Origin of the sequence: Candidatus Spongiihabitans sp. (assembly GCF_965237845.1) — a bacterium.
Lineage (GTDB): Bacteria > Pseudomonadota > Gammaproteobacteria > Arenicellales > Poriferihabitantaceae > Spongiihabitans.
In genome coordinates this window covers 2,349,554-2,364,810 of the sequence record NZ_OZ250154.1, presented here as the reverse complement: position 1 = coordinate 2,364,810, position 15,257 = coordinate 2,349,554, and the positions used below count along the sequence as shown (strand labels likewise).

15 protein-coding genes are annotated in these 15,257 nt (G+C 46.6%); 6 read left to right on the top strand and 9 right to left on the bottom strand.

Going from position 1 to position 15,257, the window contains the following annotated elements; all coding sequences use genetic code 11:
* Positions 1 to 27 precede the first annotated feature (27 nt).
* From parC to ACPXXB_RS11225, 4 genes are all read right to left on the bottom strand, one after another.
* Positions 28 to 2,229: a DNA topoisomerase IV subunit A gene (gene parC / locus ACPXXB_RS11240; RefSeq protein ID WP_423911154.1), complete on the bottom strand. Its 2,202-nt coding sequence runs from the start codon at positions 2,227 to 2,229 to the stop codon at positions 28 to 30.
* Positions 2,230 to 2,514: 285 nt separating this feature from the next.
* A complete protein-coding gene (moaB, locus tag ACPXXB_RS11235; RefSeq protein WP_423907467.1) occupies positions 2,515 to 3,042 on the bottom strand; it encodes a molybdenum cofactor biosynthesis protein B in 528 nt (175 codons plus the stop codon).
* Positions 3,043 to 3,049: 7 nt separating this feature from the next.
* Positions 3,050 to 3,202 carry a hypothetical protein gene (locus tag ACPXXB_RS11230; RefSeq protein ID WP_423907465.1) on the bottom strand — a complete coding sequence of 51 codons (153 nt, stop codon included), beginning with the start codon at positions 3,200 to 3,202 and terminating at the stop codon, positions 3,050 to 3,052.
* Positions 3,199 to 3,609 (bottom strand): hypothetical protein, encoded by a 411-nt coding sequence (locus ACPXXB_RS11225; RefSeq protein ID WP_423907463.1) that lies wholly within the window; start codon positions 3,607 to 3,609, stop codon positions 3,199 to 3,201. Before ACPXXB_RS11225 ends, ACPXXB_RS11230 begins: the two co-directional genes overlap by 4 nt.
* Before the next feature lie 73 nt (positions 3,610 to 3,682).
* On the opposite strand from ACPXXB_RS11225, the gene ACPXXB_RS11220 reads away from it, so the two are divergent.
* Entirely contained in the window at positions 3,683 to 3,928 is a 246-nt protein-coding gene (locus ACPXXB_RS11220; RefSeq protein WP_423907462.1) for a MoaD/ThiS family protein, read from the top strand.
* A gap of 2 nt (positions 3,929 to 3,930) precedes the next feature.
* The gene (locus ACPXXB_RS11215) at positions 3,931 to 4,356 is read left to right on the top strand and encodes a molybdenum cofactor biosynthesis protein MoaE (RefSeq protein WP_423907460.1); all 426 of its coding nucleotides are present in this window, start codon (positions 3,931 to 3,933) and stop codon (positions 4,354 to 4,356) included.
* Between the two features lie 155 nt (positions 4,357 to 4,511).
* On the opposite strand, the gene ACPXXB_RS11210 is transcribed toward ACPXXB_RS11215, so the two are convergent.
* Both ACPXXB_RS11210 and dsbD read right to left on the bottom strand, forming a co-directional pair.
* The gene (locus ACPXXB_RS11210) at positions 4,512 to 5,033 is read right to left on the bottom strand and encodes a TlpA family protein disulfide reductase (protein ID WP_423907459.1); all 522 of its coding nucleotides are present in this window, start codon (positions 5,031 to 5,033) and stop codon (positions 4,512 to 4,514) included.
* Positions 5,034 to 5,160: 127 nt separating this feature from the next.
* On the bottom strand, positions 5,161 to 7,266 hold the full coding sequence (gene dsbD / locus ACPXXB_RS11205) for a protein-disulfide reductase DsbD (protein ID WP_423907457.1): 2,106 nt from the start codon (positions 7,264 to 7,266) through the stop codon (positions 5,161 to 5,163).
* Positions 7,267 to 7,577: 311 nt separating this feature from the next.
* Here dsbD and ACPXXB_RS11200 point away from each other — a divergent pair, with 311 nt between their 5' ends.
* From ACPXXB_RS11200 to ACPXXB_RS11190, 3 genes are all read left to right on the top strand, one after another.
* Positions 7,578 to 8,060 (top strand): FxsA family protein, encoded by a 483-nt coding sequence (locus ACPXXB_RS11200; protein WP_423907455.1) that lies wholly within the window; start codon positions 7,578 to 7,580, stop codon positions 8,058 to 8,060.
* A gap of 612 nt (positions 8,061 to 8,672) precedes the next feature.
* Positions 8,673 to 9,230 carry a formyltransferase family protein gene (locus ACPXXB_RS11195; RefSeq protein ID WP_423907453.1) on the top strand — a complete coding sequence of 186 codons (558 nt, stop codon included), beginning with the start codon at positions 8,673 to 8,675 and terminating at the stop codon, positions 9,228 to 9,230.
* Between the two features lie 59 nt (positions 9,231 to 9,289).
* The gene (locus tag ACPXXB_RS11190; protein WP_423907451.1) at positions 9,290 to 10,588 is read left to right on the top strand and encodes an APC family permease; all 1,299 of its coding nucleotides are present in this window, start codon (positions 9,290 to 9,292) and stop codon (positions 10,586 to 10,588) included.
* Positions 10,589 to 10,679: 91 nt separating this feature from the next.
* Here ACPXXB_RS11190 and ACPXXB_RS11185 read toward each other — a convergent pair whose 3' ends face one another.
* From ACPXXB_RS11185 to ACPXXB_RS11175, 3 genes are all read right to left on the bottom strand, one after another.
* A complete protein-coding gene (locus ACPXXB_RS11185) occupies positions 10,680 to 11,306 on the bottom strand; it encodes a hypothetical protein (protein ID WP_423907449.1) in 627 nt (208 codons plus the stop codon).
* Between the two features lie 46 nt (positions 11,307 to 11,352).
* The gene (locus ACPXXB_RS11180) at positions 11,353 to 12,165 is read right to left on the bottom strand and encodes a DNA ligase (RefSeq protein ID WP_423911152.1); all 813 of its coding nucleotides are present in this window, start codon (positions 12,163 to 12,165) and stop codon (positions 11,353 to 11,355) included.
* Between the two features lie 269 nt (positions 12,166 to 12,434).
* The gene (locus tag ACPXXB_RS11175) at positions 12,435 to 13,817 is read right to left on the bottom strand and encodes a glutamine synthetase family protein (protein ID WP_423907448.1); all 1,383 of its coding nucleotides are present in this window, start codon (positions 13,815 to 13,817) and stop codon (positions 12,435 to 12,437) included.
* Positions 13,818 to 13,947: 130 nt separating this feature from the next.
* Between ACPXXB_RS11175 and ACPXXB_RS11170 the strand changes: the two genes are divergently transcribed.
* A complete protein-coding gene (locus ACPXXB_RS11170; protein WP_423907446.1) occupies positions 13,948 to 15,252 on the top strand; it encodes an NAD(P)/FAD-dependent oxidoreductase in 1,305 nt (434 codons plus the stop codon).
* Positions 15,253 to 15,257 lie beyond the last annotated feature (5 nt).

Below are 15,257 nucleotides of genomic sequence, written 5' to 3'. Positions count from 1 at the left end.
ATATAAGATGCTCGCCTTGATTTGCGTCTAAACGGTAATAATGGATTGTACTTGTCGGAAGCCGCGCGGTAAAAATTTACCGCGTTGCGCGCGCGCCCCAACATAATTGTCAAAGTCTGCGGGTTTGATGTTCAGATAGCGTTTACCGCTGTATACTCGCAGACTGTTGCCTTCTTGAAACAGGGCGGCATCCACAACAAATTCTTCCCTGGCCTTGAACTTTGCGGTTGGAATATTGATTAGTTTAATGCCTTTGCCTTTTGATAATTGTGGCAACTCGCCCACCGTAAAAATTAACAGCCGACCGACATTGGTTATCACCGCGATCCAATCATCATCAAAGTCGTTAACCGGTCGGGGTATCAGGACTTTGGTGTCATCAGGTACTCTGAGGGTCGCTTTGCCTGCCTTGTTTCGGGTATTTAATTCGCCCAATGGCGCAATAAAGCCATAACCGGCATTGGTGGCTAGCAGGTACTTGGTTTCGGCATTGCCTATCATCAAGCCACGGAAAGTTGCGCCGGGCTTCGGGTTGCAACTGCTGCTCAGAGGCTCGCCAAAACTGCGCGCCGAGGGCAGGCGGTGTGCGGCGATGGAATAAGTCCGGCCATTTGAATCTATGCAGACCAAAATGTCATTGGTTTTACCCTGGACAGAACATAGAAATTGGTCGCCGGATTTGAAATTGAGACTCTGTCCCTCAACCTCGTGCCCTTTTGCGGCGCGAATCCAGCCCTTGGTGGAAAGAACCGCAGTGATCGGTTCTGCAGGAACCAATGCATTGTGATCCAGTGCTTTTGCGGCGCTCCTTTCGATGATTGGAGAACGCCGATTGTCGCCATATTCTTCGGCGTCTGCCAGCAGTTCATCGCGCACCAAGCGTTTCAATTTTGCCCTAGACTTGAGCAAAGAGTCGAGATGTTTGCGCTCTTTCTCAAGTTCATTTTGTTCAGTCTGAATTTTAATTTCTTCCAGCTTTGCCAAATGGCGCAAGCGCAAATCAAGAATCGCATCGGCCTGAACTTCGCTGAGCATAAACTGCGTCATTAGCGCTTGCCTGGGATGATCCTGGTTGCGAATGATACGGATTACTTCATCGATGTTCAAAAATGCAATCAGTAAGCCATCGAGAATGTGCAGTCTGTCGACAACCTTGTCATAGCGAAACTGGAGCCGCCGCTTAACCGTTCCGATGCGGTAGTCCAGCCACTGGATTAGCAGCGATCTCAGGTCGAATACCTTGGGGCGGCGGTCAATTCCGATCATATTGAGATTGACCCGATAGCTTTTTTCCAAATCCGTGGTTGCAAACAGATGCTGCATTAGCGCATCGCTATCAACCCGATTGGATCTCGGTTCTATGACTAAACGGGTCGGGCTTTCATGATCCGATTCGTCTCTTAAATCTGTGACCATAGGTAATTTTTTGGCCAGCATTTGCGCGGCGATTTGTTCTTGAATTTTCGATCCGGAAACCTGATAGGGCAGGGCGGTAATGACAATGTCGTCGCCCTCTTTTTGCCACGCCGCACGCTGTCGCAGAGTGCCATTACCGGTTTTATATATTTCGAAAATTTCTTCCGGGGTGGAAATAATCTCAGCTTCTGTGGGGAAATCCGGTGCTTTAATATGGCTGCATATTTGCGCCAGAGTGGTCTTTGGGTCATCCAGTAACCGAACACATGCGGTCACGACCTCGCGTATATTGTGGGGTGGAATATCCGTGGACATGCCCACAGCAATGCCCGATGCGCCGTTTAACAGCACATTGGGCAGACGAGCGGGCAGGAGTTTGGGTTCTTCCAGAGTGCCATCAAAATTCGGCGCCCAATTCGTCGTACCCTGACCCAGTTCCTCAAGCAATAGCTGGGCATAGCGAGTCAACCGCGATTCTGTGTAACGCATAGCAGCGAAGGATTTCGGATCATCCTGGCTACCCCAATTGCCCTGACCATCAATCAAGGGATAACGGTAACTGAATGACTGAGCCATCAAAACCATGGCTTCGTAGCAAGCGCTGTCGCCGTGGGGATGAAATTTACCCAGGACATCGCCCACAGTGCGCGCAGATTTTTTATACTTGGCGGCAGCGTGCAAACCCAGGTCAGACATGGCGTAGATGATTCGCCGTTGAACCGGTTTTAAGCCATCGGCAACGCTAGGGAGGGCGCGGTCGAGAATGACGTACATCGAATAATGCAGGTATGCGCTTTCCGTAAATTCCGCCATGGGCAGGGTATTGAGCTTGATCGGCGGGAGCGGATCGCGATGGGCGGTTTGGCCTTTTTTCGATGATGTTGTGGATTTTCTTGCCATGATTGTTATTTTAAGTATCCCCTTGCGGGGCGACAGTTTTATTTCACAAATTATAGCAACAGGAATGATAGAAACAGGGGCATTATAGCCGACCGACTATAACCATGAAGGCAATAATTATAGAAACCCCGGAGGAGCATTGCACGAGACACCCTGCTCGCCGTTTCAGGATGACAAACCGAGTACCGTCCAAGCGTGTTACTGCTCAAGCAATCGCGGCATCATCTCTGCCAGGTTACACGGTCGGGTGCGATAGTCCAGTTGGTGGGATATTAGTTTTTCCCAACCGAGCTTTACCGCCCCGGGAGATCCGGGAAGGACAAAAATATAAGTGCCGTTGGCAACCCCTGCCAGGGTGCGGGACTGTAATGTTGATGTGCCGATATTCTCATATGACAGCGCTCTGAACATTTCACCGAACCCATCCAGGGTTTTGTCCAATAGCGGTGCTATAGCTTCAGGCGAGCCGTCCCGACCACTCACTCCAGTGCCGCCGGTTGTAATAACAACCTGAATATCCGCATTGGCGATCCATGCGGATACCACCGCCCGAATTTGATACAGGTCATCCGCGACAATCGTTTTTTCTGCCAGGCGATGGCCCGCTTCAATCAATTTGTTTACAATCGCATTGCCTGACTTGTCGTCTTTTTCCGTTCGGGTATCGGAAATGGTCAGCACTGCGATGTTGACCGGAATGAGCGAGCGTTGGTTGGACCGGTTCATTTAGAATCTAATTATCGAAAGTCAGTTCGGATTCGATCGAATAATCGGCGAGCAACGACTGCACATATTTGATCAACCGCAAATTGGAATTGCGGCTGGTGGTGTCGAGCGCAATTAGGTCGGTGAGGATGGTTAGGGTGGTGCTTGAGGGGCTTTTCATTGGCTGATTGTTTTGAGTAAAAAAATCTGATGGGCTTTGGCGATCAATGATACTCCATTAGACAACTTTTTCGAGGATGGTTTGTCGAGAATTTCATGACTTAATTCTATAAAATTTTCGTTGATTTTATTTATCGAATTCAGTTTTTTTGAGGAAATGCCTCTGGTGTAAATGCCCGGTGTTTCTTGAACAGAATATTCCGATGAATATTCAGCCTCGGTCGGGTACGTTTTTTGTTTTGCAAACAAAAACCGCTCTGCTTTTGACCGGTTCATATATTCACCATTTGCCAAATTTTCCAGGTTTGCCAAATCGGCAAGTTCTCGCTTCTTTTGTTTCAAATACAACGCCGTGCAAATCGCCACAATCAACATGGCGAGCAAAACAACACCTATCGCTTCAAGCATGTTAATGAAATAAAATACTATAGTATCTAAAGTGAGCAATTATAGTAATATTATCAAATCACGAACATAAATCATGAGCATAACAGTAAGATTTTTCGCCAGCCTAAGCGAGGAGCTTGGCTTTGATCAAAAAACACTTGATCGAAAAACCGTGGCGCATAAATTTCCGTTAACGATCGAGGATGTCTGGCGCGAGGTTGCGCACCGTCCACCGCCTGAAAACCTGCTTTGTGCGCTTAATCATGAATATGCTGATTTCAAACAGCATCTGGAAGATGGCGATGAGGTTGCGTTCTTTCCGCCGGTGAATGGCGGTTGAGCATGTTAATCGAAATACGAAATCAGGCATTTGATCCGTGGCAAGAGGTCAGTCGTTATCAGGAAAATTGCGGATTGGTTGCTGGCAGCTATGGTGCCTGTGCGACATTCGTAGGTACTCTGCGGGATTTCAACCAGGGTGATAAGGTAAAGCGGATGCGACTGACGCATTATCAGGGCATGACCGAACACCAGTTATCCAAGATAGCCGAGCAAGCGTTGTCGCAATACCAGCTCCTCGATTTGATGATTGTGCACCGAGTGGGAGACCTCAATCCTAACGAGCCTATCGTTTTGGTGGCGGCGTGGTCCGCTCACCGGGCTGCTGCATTTGATGGCTGTCGGGAAATAATGGAGTACTTAAAATCAAGGGCAACATTTTGGAAAAAAGAAATTCTCGAATCCGAACAGCGTTGGGTGAGTCAATAACGGCTCGTTTAGATATTTAATTTTGTTCGGGCGCGAGTGTTTGTTTAAATAAAGTGTTTAATAAAGAAAAGGCTCGGGGCTCGAATCATCTAAAATATTAGTCCGAAGCGCGGCTTTGGTAATGTTTGAGAAAGCGTGGCTTTTCTCTACGGTTTTTAGAGCAAGGGATTAACCAGGGCGTTTAGTTCCTGGACGGAAATTATGCCGAGTTTCGTTCCAACCAGTTTTCCGTTGCGATCAAAAATAGCGGTAAAGGGCAGTGCGCCCAGTCTATTTCCGTGGCTTGCCAGCAACTCGGTTCGGCCAGCGATTACCCACAAAGAAGGGTAGGTAATGCCAATTTCATCGCCGAATATTCGGGTCGCTTCTAGTGAATCGTAGGCGATTCCCACTACCTGTACGCCCTTGGCTTGCATTTGTTGCTGGTAGTCGATTAGCATGGGTATTTCTTCCCGGCATGGCGCACACCATGTGGCCCAGTGATTGACCACCACCACCTTGCCTAACCATTCTTTGCCTTTTCTAAGGTTTTTGTGTACGTCAGGTAATTCGATTGCCTGCAAAGTCGCCGAAGTCGAGGATGTCCTTTCCGGCGCGAATTTTTGCATGCCAAAATAGCCGCCTATCAGGATGCCGGCCAAGCCGAGCAGCAAAATTAATACCGATCTTTTCATCATTGATATTTCAATTTGCCGTATTTCGCTTCGCTATACCTCGTTTAATCATTCTTTGAACGTGGCACCGAGTATAGGCTTTGTTTAAGTTTGTTCGTGAATTCATGCTCGTGCTTGTTCCTTTAAAACATTAGGGTGCGAAGTGCAACTCGGTTATCAGCGACAAAAACTCATCACTTTCCATATAACCGTAGAAATTCATCCGCTTTAATGGCGTGCCATCACGATCAATAAATAAAGTTGCAGGCGGCCCAAAAACATCAAAGCGCTGTTTTAATGCTCTATTGTCGATATCTTGTGGGTCGGTCACGTCAATTTGCACGGTTATAAACTTTTCATCTAACACCGCCTTTACCTGAGGGTTTGCAAATGTGGTTTTTTCCATGCGTATGCAATCCACGCACCAATCGGCGTAGTAATCGATTAACACCAGTTTGTTTTGAGCGCGCGCGAGCGCGAGCTGCTGCTCTAGCTCATCATTATTACTCACTCGGATAAATTGGTGGTTGGTGCTTTGTTCGACAAATCCGGCAGTACCCGAAATTGAGTACAATAAGTTTGGCGGGAGGGGTCTTAATATATCCCGTTGGCCAAAAAGTCCGCCAGCGATTAGCAAGATGCCCCATACCAGAAGTATGATACCCAGGCCTTTTTCAATTCGCCTCCAGTTTGATGCGCGTTCATGAATTTTCTGGGCAGGGGTTTTTTGGGTAGCGCCTAAAAATATGCTGAGAATGATAAAGAAACTACCCCACAGTAGCAGAACAGGCACTTGGGGAAGGAGGCCTAACAGGTAGATTGCTACGGCAATAAGCATCACGCCAAACCCCTGCTTTACCCTTGCCATCCACTTGCCGGCCCGGGGTATAAAATGGCCAGCGCCAAATCCGAGAGCGATTAGAGGCAGTCCCATACCTACGGCCATTACCATCATTAGCTGGGCACCGAGTAGCGGGTCGCCTGTGGTAACCGCAATACTGAGGAAAGAGATCAAGACCGGCGAAACACAAGCACCGAGAATCAAAGCCGAGACCAGTCCCAATAAAAACACCAGGGGAATGGAACCGCTCATGCCGCTGGTTTTAGCCTGCACTTTGGATTGAATAAATTCCGGCATCCGGATTTCAAATAGTCCAAACATGGACAATGCCATGATAAAAAACAAGGCGCTTAATATGCCGATAGCCCAGATATTCTGAAAATAAGCTTGCAGTTGGTCGCCGGTAGCGCCCGCAAGGGCACCCATTCCTGCATAAGTCACCACGGTTCCCAAAACATAGGTTGCGGCCAGTATTCCGCCCTTGGTCTTGGTCAAATTATTGCCTTGACCGGCGATGACGCTGGACAAAATAGGTATCATCGGCAAAACACAGGGCGTGAAAGTAAGCAGAATACCGGCAAAGAACGCGCCCAATAGCAAAGGCAACCGAGCCTTGAAGGATACTGCCATATCCGTGTATTGGTCCGTGTATTGGTCGGTGTATTGATCGCCGCCCCTGGACGCTGACTCGGCGACTTCGATGGCCGCCGCCTGGTCTTTGAAAATTTCCGCATTCAATCTTGATGTTGTTTGGTGGTCGGCTTGAGCGACAGGAATCACGGTGAGACCGGAAATGTCGAATGATTTGTTCACCGGGGCATAACATATTCCGTCTTCTGCACAGCCCTGGTAGCTAGCATGAATTATCAGGTTACTCAGGTCATCATCCGGTTCATCATTAGGGCCGCTCAATTCGACAGGAAAGGAAAAATCGCTATTGAACACAGTGACTTCTCCGAAGTATTCATCTTCTTTAACCGTTCCCGCTGGCAAAGCAACCCGGTTAATGCGATTTTCCCCGTCGTTGCTGAACGTGATTTTATCCCGATACAGGTAATATCCATCCGCAATTTCAAACGTCGCCATGATTTTATTTTTCTGAATGGCCTGGATACGCAACTCAAAGGCTTGGTCAACATCCAGAAAATCCTGCTGCTGAAATCCGGTTGCGAGCAACCAGCGCAGGTCGTCCACGGTACTCAAGTTGCTCAGGTCGATAGCGTTGTCGATAGCGCTTGGCGGCACCGGGATAATTGGTTGTTCATTGGAGCCTGCCGCCAGCATTTCGCCGCCAATGCGGCTGAACCTGAATGCCTGCTCGGCTGGCAGAATCTCAGCAGTGCTGGAACTAATAACCCCAAGGGCGCCAGCGGCCTGCAGTAATAAAACGATCAGTAATAATAGTATTCTAGTCAACGGTGATAATTTTTAAACCTGAAAGTAGTTTCAAAGCAGCTATGTGGATTGCCGTGCTGGATTGCCGTGCTGGATTTCCGTGTATAGTATTGCCGGGGTAGATTAGTTGACCCTATGATAAAGTTGAAGTTCACAGTTGAACAAATCTTGCATGACCCTGTTACCGGGGCGAGTCTAATGGTACCCTAGTAATGATTGCCGAATACGGGAATATGCCGTACCAGCCTTGGTATCGGGGTAATGAACCAACATATTATAACGCAGGATGGACGGCATCCTTGACATTGCCTATAAGTTGATTAGATTATTAAATGAAAACACTATTTTTGATTTTCCTCATCGTTCCGCTAATTGAAATCTATTTACTGATAAAAATAGGCAGTGTGGTGGGGGCCGGCACAACTATATTTCTCGTTGTGTTTACCGCGGTACTGGGTGCGTTTCTGGTGCGGAAACAAGGTTTTTCTACCTTGGCCAGCGTTCAAATGCAGCTGGCTCGGGGGCAGATACCCGCGCTGGAAATTGTAGAAGGATTGTGTTTATTCATCGCTGGCGCTTTGCTGCTAACCCCAGGATTTTTCACTGATACCATTGGTTTCATACTCCTGACCCCGCCCCTGAGGCGACTGATCATCCATAGCATGATAAATCGCGGACTATTTCGTGCCTTTGCGGGTGCGCCGATACAACCTGAATATGACAGCAACGACCATGGCGGCCCGCAAAATCGCCAGGGCAATAAGGGTGGTAACAGGGGTAGAGTGATCGATGCTGACTACAGGAAGATAGACTGATTTGTGGTCTTGCCCATCTATATTGATTTTGTATTGAGGTAGTTTGAGAGGTTCTTTTCGGCACCGGCGCACAGTAAATACCAGGAAATCGAGGCGATTGGACCGGTCAGTTATGAGATTGTGTTTGTCTCGGAAAACGAAGGCGAGGCGGCATCACTGATAACTTGGTATATCAACAACCGCGGCGAAATTAGGCCGGAAAACGAACCGCTGCGGTTTTGGGTTATTTAGGCGGTAATGGTGTATACGAAAAGCGGCGAGGTAACCGCAGATTTCTCATTCATTAATTTACGAGAGAACAACAATGAAAACGCTAACTGTAAACACAATTTTTGCCGCTCTTGCCATAACCTTATTAACCGGTTGCAGTTCCGAATAGATAGCCAAAATTAATAAAGGTTGGGAGGAAACAAGACTATCTGACCTTATCTATTACGATGATACGGAGTTGTGATCTAGTCTCGTTAATCCCGATTGGCATAAGTTTCCTAAACTTATAAAAGGTATTGATGAAGAGATGGAGCATAGATGCCTATTAAACGAAGTTGATCGTGACTATGTCCATAAGAGGAAATTTACAATCGGTTCGCCATTTTTCTCGCAAACAGGAAAATGCACAATGAACGCTATTCAGGCGTAACAGTGCATCGTATGTCCGAACAAATGGACACCGGGGAAGTTGTTATCCAGCGTTCTATTTCCATTTCACCTGACGAAACGGCTTGGTCTCTGAAGTATAAGCATCTTGACTTATACCCTGATTTATTACTCAATGCTATTAATCTAATCGGGATTGGTAATATGAATTTTACCCAGTATGATTCATCAGCCTATCATAGGTTTCATGCACTTAATCATAGTGATTATCAGTACGATTTTTCCCAGGATCAATTTTACTTAAAGAGGTTTATTAGAGCGACAACTGACGACAAACCAAAAGGCTATATTATAGTAAAGAATACAACATTTTATCCGATGTCAATTGAACTTCCAGAAGTCAATTTTAGGGGCATTCCAGGTAGAGTGATTGGCCGTATTGAAGGAGCGATAGGCGTGGCTACCAATACTGATGAAAGTGGGCGATCTGGAGTGCTTGTCGATAAATGTTATGACGTTAATGGAAATATAGTTGCTGCTGCATCTATTCTGGAGACCGGCAATCAGCTTTAACCGCTTAACAACAGATGGCAACTGAATAACAAAGAATATCGCCTCAATGAAGTAAACGCATGAAAAGTCAACCCCATAAATTAGGCACAATGGGCTTGACTGTGCACTATGTTGCATCCGTGCTGGGCGTGGGTGTATTGATATTGCCGGGCGCGGTGTATCGCATAGCCGGCGAAAGCGCAATGCTTGCTTGGCTGTTGCTGGTATTGTTTTCCTGGCCCTTCGCCAGAGCATTCGCGGAAATTTCTATTCGGCATCCAACAGCTTCAGGCGTTATTGACCTTATCGAACAGGTTTTTGGCAAAACAGTTAGCAGCGCCATCGCCCTGTTCTTATTGGCGACACTCATCATCGCCAATCCTTTGCTGGGCGTTGCAAGCGGCCGATTCGCGCTGGAGGCTTTTGCGATTCCGGCCGAGGGCGGCGTTTTCTATGTTGCCGGATATGCCGTGATCTTGATCACCGCCATGCTCAACATTTTTGGATTAAGAGCGAATATCGCAGTTCAAAGCACTGTTCTGATTTTATTGATACTGGTGTTATTGTGGATCTGCACAGCCGCTTTAGTCAGCATGCCTGGGAAATTTCTAACCGGAAATTTTTTAATCCTTGAAAAGATCGATCCTTATCTGGTTGTTAGCGGTATGCTCCTCGCGTTTTTCGGTTTTATTGGATGGGAAAACGCGGCGCCGGTGGCAGGGGATGTGAAAACCCCATCCGCGACCTACCCAAACGCCATAAAACTGGGGATTGGCCTGGTCGGCGGCTTGTATATTTACATGGCTTATGTTGTGTCTCAAACCATGGAAATCATCGATGCCGATGTCGACGGATTACTATTTTTCAAAAACCTCATTGCCTATTTATATGGCGCGGATGCCGCCCAATATGCCGCTTTGATAGCGGCATTGCTTATGTTTCTCACGATGAATGCCTGGACGCTTGGCACCTCAAAATATCTGCACGGGTTAGTCAGCAAAGGTGAATTTGGCCAAGTCAAATCAGACAGAGGCAACCTCCGAACAATGAATGAAAAAACGGCCATTATTCTTGTGGTTGCCGCTTATGGTTTAGTCGTTTTATGTCTGGCTTTTACCGGCGGCGCCGAAATCTCGTTAATAAAACTATCCAGCGGTTTGTTTCTTTTATTTTTTATCATCTCGCTATTGTCCGTTTGCATTATCTTAAAAGAATGGCGCTATAGAGTGCCAATTATTTTTGTGATTAGTTTATTGATTATTCTATTTTGCTCGTCCGTTGCCAACATATTAATTTCATTAAGCCTGCTCTCATTAGCATTTTGCATTGTCGCGGGAATAACGAAATACAAGACTGGTGCTATCGCGGTGCGTCGATAGCACCAGGGTAACAAGGATAATAGGGGTAGAGTGATCGATGCTGACTACAGGAAGATAGACTGATTTGTGGTCTTGCCCATCTATAATATTTTTAGGTCCAGGATAACTTGCTGTTTATTTTCAAAAGTAGATATTTAAAATCATGTCTCGGAGTATCTTTCCATTCAAGGTTATACTTGTCGTGTAAAACAATACGGGCTTCACGGCCTTTCGTGGTTCCTGCTGATGCGCCTGATCCCCAGGCTAATTTCCCTGACACCGTCCTATTATGAATTCTAAAATCTTTGTCGGCTGTATTTGTTTTTTTAGGGCAAGTCCAATACAAGCGGTCATTAGTTAGCAGTATTGCATAGCCAGAGCCGATTCTATTTTCGATACACCACCTTTTCAACCTAGACACATCCTTCAAAAAATCATATCTGCCAAGATCTTGCGCTGCCTGATTTTTTAACTCAAAGCATTCTCCATTTATATTGATGCTCATGGATCTTGTTTTGTATTTCAATTCAATACCTATACGGGAAGGCGACTTCAAGACAATGTCGCAATACTCCCGATGATTTGAATCACTTTTTAGAAAAGGACGCCCAAGTCTTATTTCTCCATTTCCCAATTCATTATGAATATGCCATGCCAGATGATGTTGAAAATCTGCCTCAGAGTGAAAAACGCATCTCTCTTGTAGTGCTGCCATTAAAATTTGTTCGATATTTATCATTATTGAACGCTCGCATTAAAACTAAACAAGCAAAGCATACCATCCCCTACGGCGTTATGCGTAAATAGACAGGATATTTTGGCTGGCTTTTTTTGCTTAAACCATAGTATTTAAAGGTGATTTCACTGCCGATGCCGGGCGGATTTTCTCTTTCTTTATCGCTAAAACCGGTGCCTATTTTAATCTGTTGTCCGTTGTTCATTTGACATAATACTGCCCCCATTTTGTTTTTATATTTACCTTTGCCAGCTAATATTTCTTGCACAATACATTCGGTATCTGAATGCTGTTTAACTTTCAACGCAGAAGATAATCGCCCTGTTTGATAGGGCGTGTTGGGGTTGCGAAGCACAATTCCCTCGCCGCCTTTTGCGACGATTTCACGCAGAAAATTATTAACTTGCGTTTGTTTTGTTATCGGTATTTGATTGATTATGCGAATCGGCGTGTTGCGGTGTTTTGTTAAATAATCAGCCAATATCGACAGCCTGTTCAATAAACCGCCTTGCTGATCAGGCGCTTCAAATATTTGGTGGGTAACATGGCGCCAGCGTTCATCGGGTTTTTTAGTACGCACAATAGACACAAGATGCTCAAAATCCCCGCGCTTTGTCCACAATTCGCCATCAATGGCGAACGGCGGATAATCTGCCACAAACCAAGCGGGCGGATTCAATGCCTTACCGCCTCTGGTCAATAATTGCTGCCCGTCCCAAAACCCCCGGATGCCATCGAACTTTTCACTCATCACCCAACCCACTACATTTTGGTTGCTGTCATATGTTTTAAGCAAGAAGAGATCGGGCTTATCCGCAAAAACAGCGGGGGATAATAATAATAGAATTAAAAATAATTTGATTGATTTGTGTGTCGCGCAATGGTTCGTTATCGCAGCAAACCCGATAAACCGCCTCCCAAAGCCTGTTTGAGTTGAACCTGTATTGTCCGGTGATTTTTCCATAATAAATATGTCTCCATGTCATTGTTAATCAGATAACTGCCTTGTAACTTCACCCATTTTAATTAAGAGAATAATAAGGAGCCGCTGTGCACCCTAATCAATTCCCTTTTTTATTATAAGATAACGGCGAATTATAGCCCTTCTAAATATAATAATTTCAATAATTTCTACACATTAAGTAACAAGTGTTCCCGTTCCCAGGCACTCACAACATTCAGGAAAATATTGTATTCATGGTGTTTGACGCTGCTATACAGACGAACGAATTTCTCGCCAAGGATGGGGTGCAGGGCTTTGCAGTCGAGTAATTCGTTTACCGCTTCTCTTAATGTATGGGGCAGGGTGGTTTCCATACTATACGCATCGCCCTCAATCGGTTGCTTGGGCTTGATTTGTTCCCTCATCCCCAAATAACCGCAGGCAAGGGATGCGGCGATGGCAAGGTAAGGATTAACATCGGCGCCGGCGATACGGTTTTCAACTCGCCGCGCCTGCGAGTTTGATACCGGGACGCGCAGCCCTGCGGTTCTATTGTCATAACCCCATTCAATATTGATAGGCGTACCAAATTCATCGGGCGCTAATCGCCGATAGGAATTTACGTTGGGGGCAAGCAATGCCATCGCTGCGGGCAGATATTTTTGCAGACCGCCGATGTGCCATCGAAACAACCTGCTTTCTTTACCATTCCTGCTGCTGAATATATTTTTGCCGTCTTTCCCGTCGACGATGCTTTGGTGGAGATGCATCGCGCTGCCAGGTTGTTTTTCCATGGGGGCAGCCATAAACGTGGCATATATTTCATGGCGCATGGCAACTTCTCTTAGCCCGCGCTTAAAAAGAAAAATCTGATCAGCAAGCTCCAACGCATTACCATGCAAAAGATTAATTTCCATTTGCGTGACCCCGGATTCATGAATCAGGGTTTCGATAGCGATTGCCTGAGTTTCGCAATAATCGTAAAGCTCTTCAAATAAGGGATCGAATTCATTCACCGCAGCAATGCTAAACGATTGCCGACCCGACTCCGGGCGACCGGAGCGACCTATCGGCGGTTCCAGGGGATAATCGGCATCGGGATTGGGTTTTACAAGATAGAACTCGACTTCTGGCGCAACCACGGCATCCCAGCCTTGTTTTTTATATAAATTCAATACCCGTCGAAGAACTTGCCGGGGCGAAACCTCCACAGGCTTGCCATCGAAATGATAGCAGTCGTGAATAATCACCGCCGTTGGTTCGCTGGCGAAAGGCACTGATCTGACCGTAGAGGGGTCGGGTTTAAGAAAAATATCACCATCCTCTGCATCCAGCACATCCCATTCCCTAGGGTAGTCACCGTTAACGGTTTGACCGAATATGCTTTCAGGGAGTCGCAGCCCGACATCTTCCTGATATTTTTTTGCGGGCAGAATTTTCCCTTTTGCGATGCCGGTCATATCTGGAATGACGGCCTCGATTTCTTCGATGTGATTGCTGTCAAGCCAGTTTCTTAGATCAACAGATAATTTTCCGCTGGCTTTGTTTTCCTTTTGGGGGTTGTTAGGCATTCGGTTGTGCGCGCGGTTGTTGGAAAGGTAGGGGTCAGCTTGTATTATACTGGTTCACGATATTAAAAACGATTGCTTCAGGCAATTGCTTCAGGCAATTCTTATAAAAAACGGCCCTGTTTGAAAACCGATGTTTAAAAACGACAATAAAACCGCAGCGTCATATTATGAACACACCCGCAACTTCAAAATTGACGCGCCGAAATTGCAACAGGACATCAAAGCTAATGTGGTCATAATCGGCGGCGGCTTAACCGGCTGTTCCACCGCCTTGCATCTGGCTTCGAGTGGCGTGGATGTGGCGGTAGTCGAGTCGCGGCATTTTGGATGGGGTGCGTCTGGACGCAGTGGCGGCCAAATTATTAACGGTTTCTCGGTTGGTCAGGATGTTCTGGAAAAACTGGTTGGCATGGATAGCGCTAAAGAACTTTGGGATCACTCTGTGCAATCGGTCGAATATACCCGACAGTTAATACAAACCTACAATATAGACTGCGACCTGACCATGGGTTATTTGCATGTTGGCGTCAAGCAACGCCAGGCCAAAGAGTTGGAACAATGGGCTGAGCGGCTGTCCAGCGCCTACAACTACCCGGTCATGGCGTACCACAATAAAAGCGAGTTGGCTGAGTTTCTTGGATCTGATCGGTATCAGGGTGGGGTATCCGATCCGGGCAGCGGCCATCTACATCCATTGAATTATTGTCTGGGCATATCCAAAGCGGCCAAGGACGCGGGCGCAAAGCTGTTCCAAAATTCTGCCGTGGTTAAAGTTGAATCAAGCGCGACCGGTAAGGTCGTTTATTGCGGTAATGGAACCATACGTTGCGATCAAGTCGTCTATGGCTGCAATGCCTATCTCGCCAGCTTTAATAGAAGCGGGCTGGCGCCAAAAATCAGCAACAAGATTATGCCGGTGGGCACTTATATCATTGCCACAGAACCGTTGCCGGAAGAAGTCGCCCTCGGTTTGATTTCCAACCGCGCGGCGATAGCCGATATTAATTTTGTGCTGGACTATTATCGTTTGTCGGCAGACAACAGAATGTTGTTCGGTGGGCGGGTTAGCTATTCCACATTGGAGCCCTTGAAACTGACACAATCACTGTACAACAGAATGCTCAGAGTGTTTCCGCAATTACAAGGCGTCAAAATTGATTTTTCCTGGGGCGGTTATGTGGCGATTACTCGCAACCGTGCGCCCCACATTGGCCAGATGGATGACCGCAGTTGGTTTGCTCATGGGTATTCCGGGCACGGTATGGCACTGACCGGATACATGGGTAAATTACTTGCTCAGGCGATTTTGGGAGATAGAGAGGGTATCGCTTGCTTCGAAAAAGTGCCGCATAAAACTTTCCCGGGCGGAAAGGTCTTGCGAATCCCGGCACTGGTGGCGGCCATGGGTTACTATAAATTAAAAGATTATTTTTAGGCGCA

Coding starts and splice junctions, on each gene's coding strand:
- parC (WP_423911154.1), bottom strand. CDS start 2,229: ATGGCGGAATTTACGGAAAGCGCATACCTGCATTATTCGATGTACGTC.
- moaB (WP_423907467.1), bottom strand. CDS start 3,042: ATGAACCGGTCCAACCAACGCTCGCTCATTCCGGTCAACATCGCAGTG.
- ACPXXB_RS11230 (WP_423907465.1), bottom strand. CDS start 3,202: ATGAAAAGCCCCTCAAGCACCACCCTAACCATCCTCACCGACCTAATT.
- ACPXXB_RS11225 (WP_423907463.1), bottom strand. CDS start 3,609: ATGCTTGAAGCGATAGGTGTTGTTTTGCTCGCCATGTTGATTGTGGCG.
- ACPXXB_RS11220 (WP_423907462.1), top strand. CDS start 3,683: ATGAGCATAACAGTAAGATTTTTCGCCAGCCTAAGCGAGGAGCTTGGC.
- ACPXXB_RS11215 (WP_423907460.1), top strand. CDS start 3,931: ATGTTAATCGAAATACGAAATCAGGCATTTGATCCGTGGCAAGAGGTC.
- ACPXXB_RS11210 (WP_423907459.1), bottom strand. CDS start 5,033: ATGATGAAAAGATCGGTATTAATTTTGCTGCTCGGCTTGGCCGGCATC.
- ACPXXB_RS11200 (WP_423907455.1), top strand. CDS start 7,578: ATGAAAACACTATTTTTGATTTTCCTCATCGTTCCGCTAATTGAAATC.
- ACPXXB_RS11195 (WP_423907453.1), top strand. CDS start 8,673: ATGCACAATGAACGCTATTCAGGCGTAACAGTGCATCGTATGTCCGAA.
- ACPXXB_RS11190 (WP_423907451.1), top strand. CDS start 9,290: ATGAAAAGTCAACCCCATAAATTAGGCACAATGGGCTTGACTGTGCAC.
- ACPXXB_RS11185 (WP_423907449.1), bottom strand. CDS start 11,306: ATGATAAATATCGAACAAATTTTAATGGCAGCACTACAAGAGAGATGC.
- ACPXXB_RS11175 (WP_423907448.1), bottom strand. CDS start 13,817: ATGCCTAACAACCCCCAAAAGGAAAACAAAGCCAGCGGAAAATTATCT.
- ACPXXB_RS11170 (WP_423907446.1), top strand. CDS start 13,948: ATGTTTAAAAACGACAATAAAACCGCAGCGTCATATTATGAACACACC.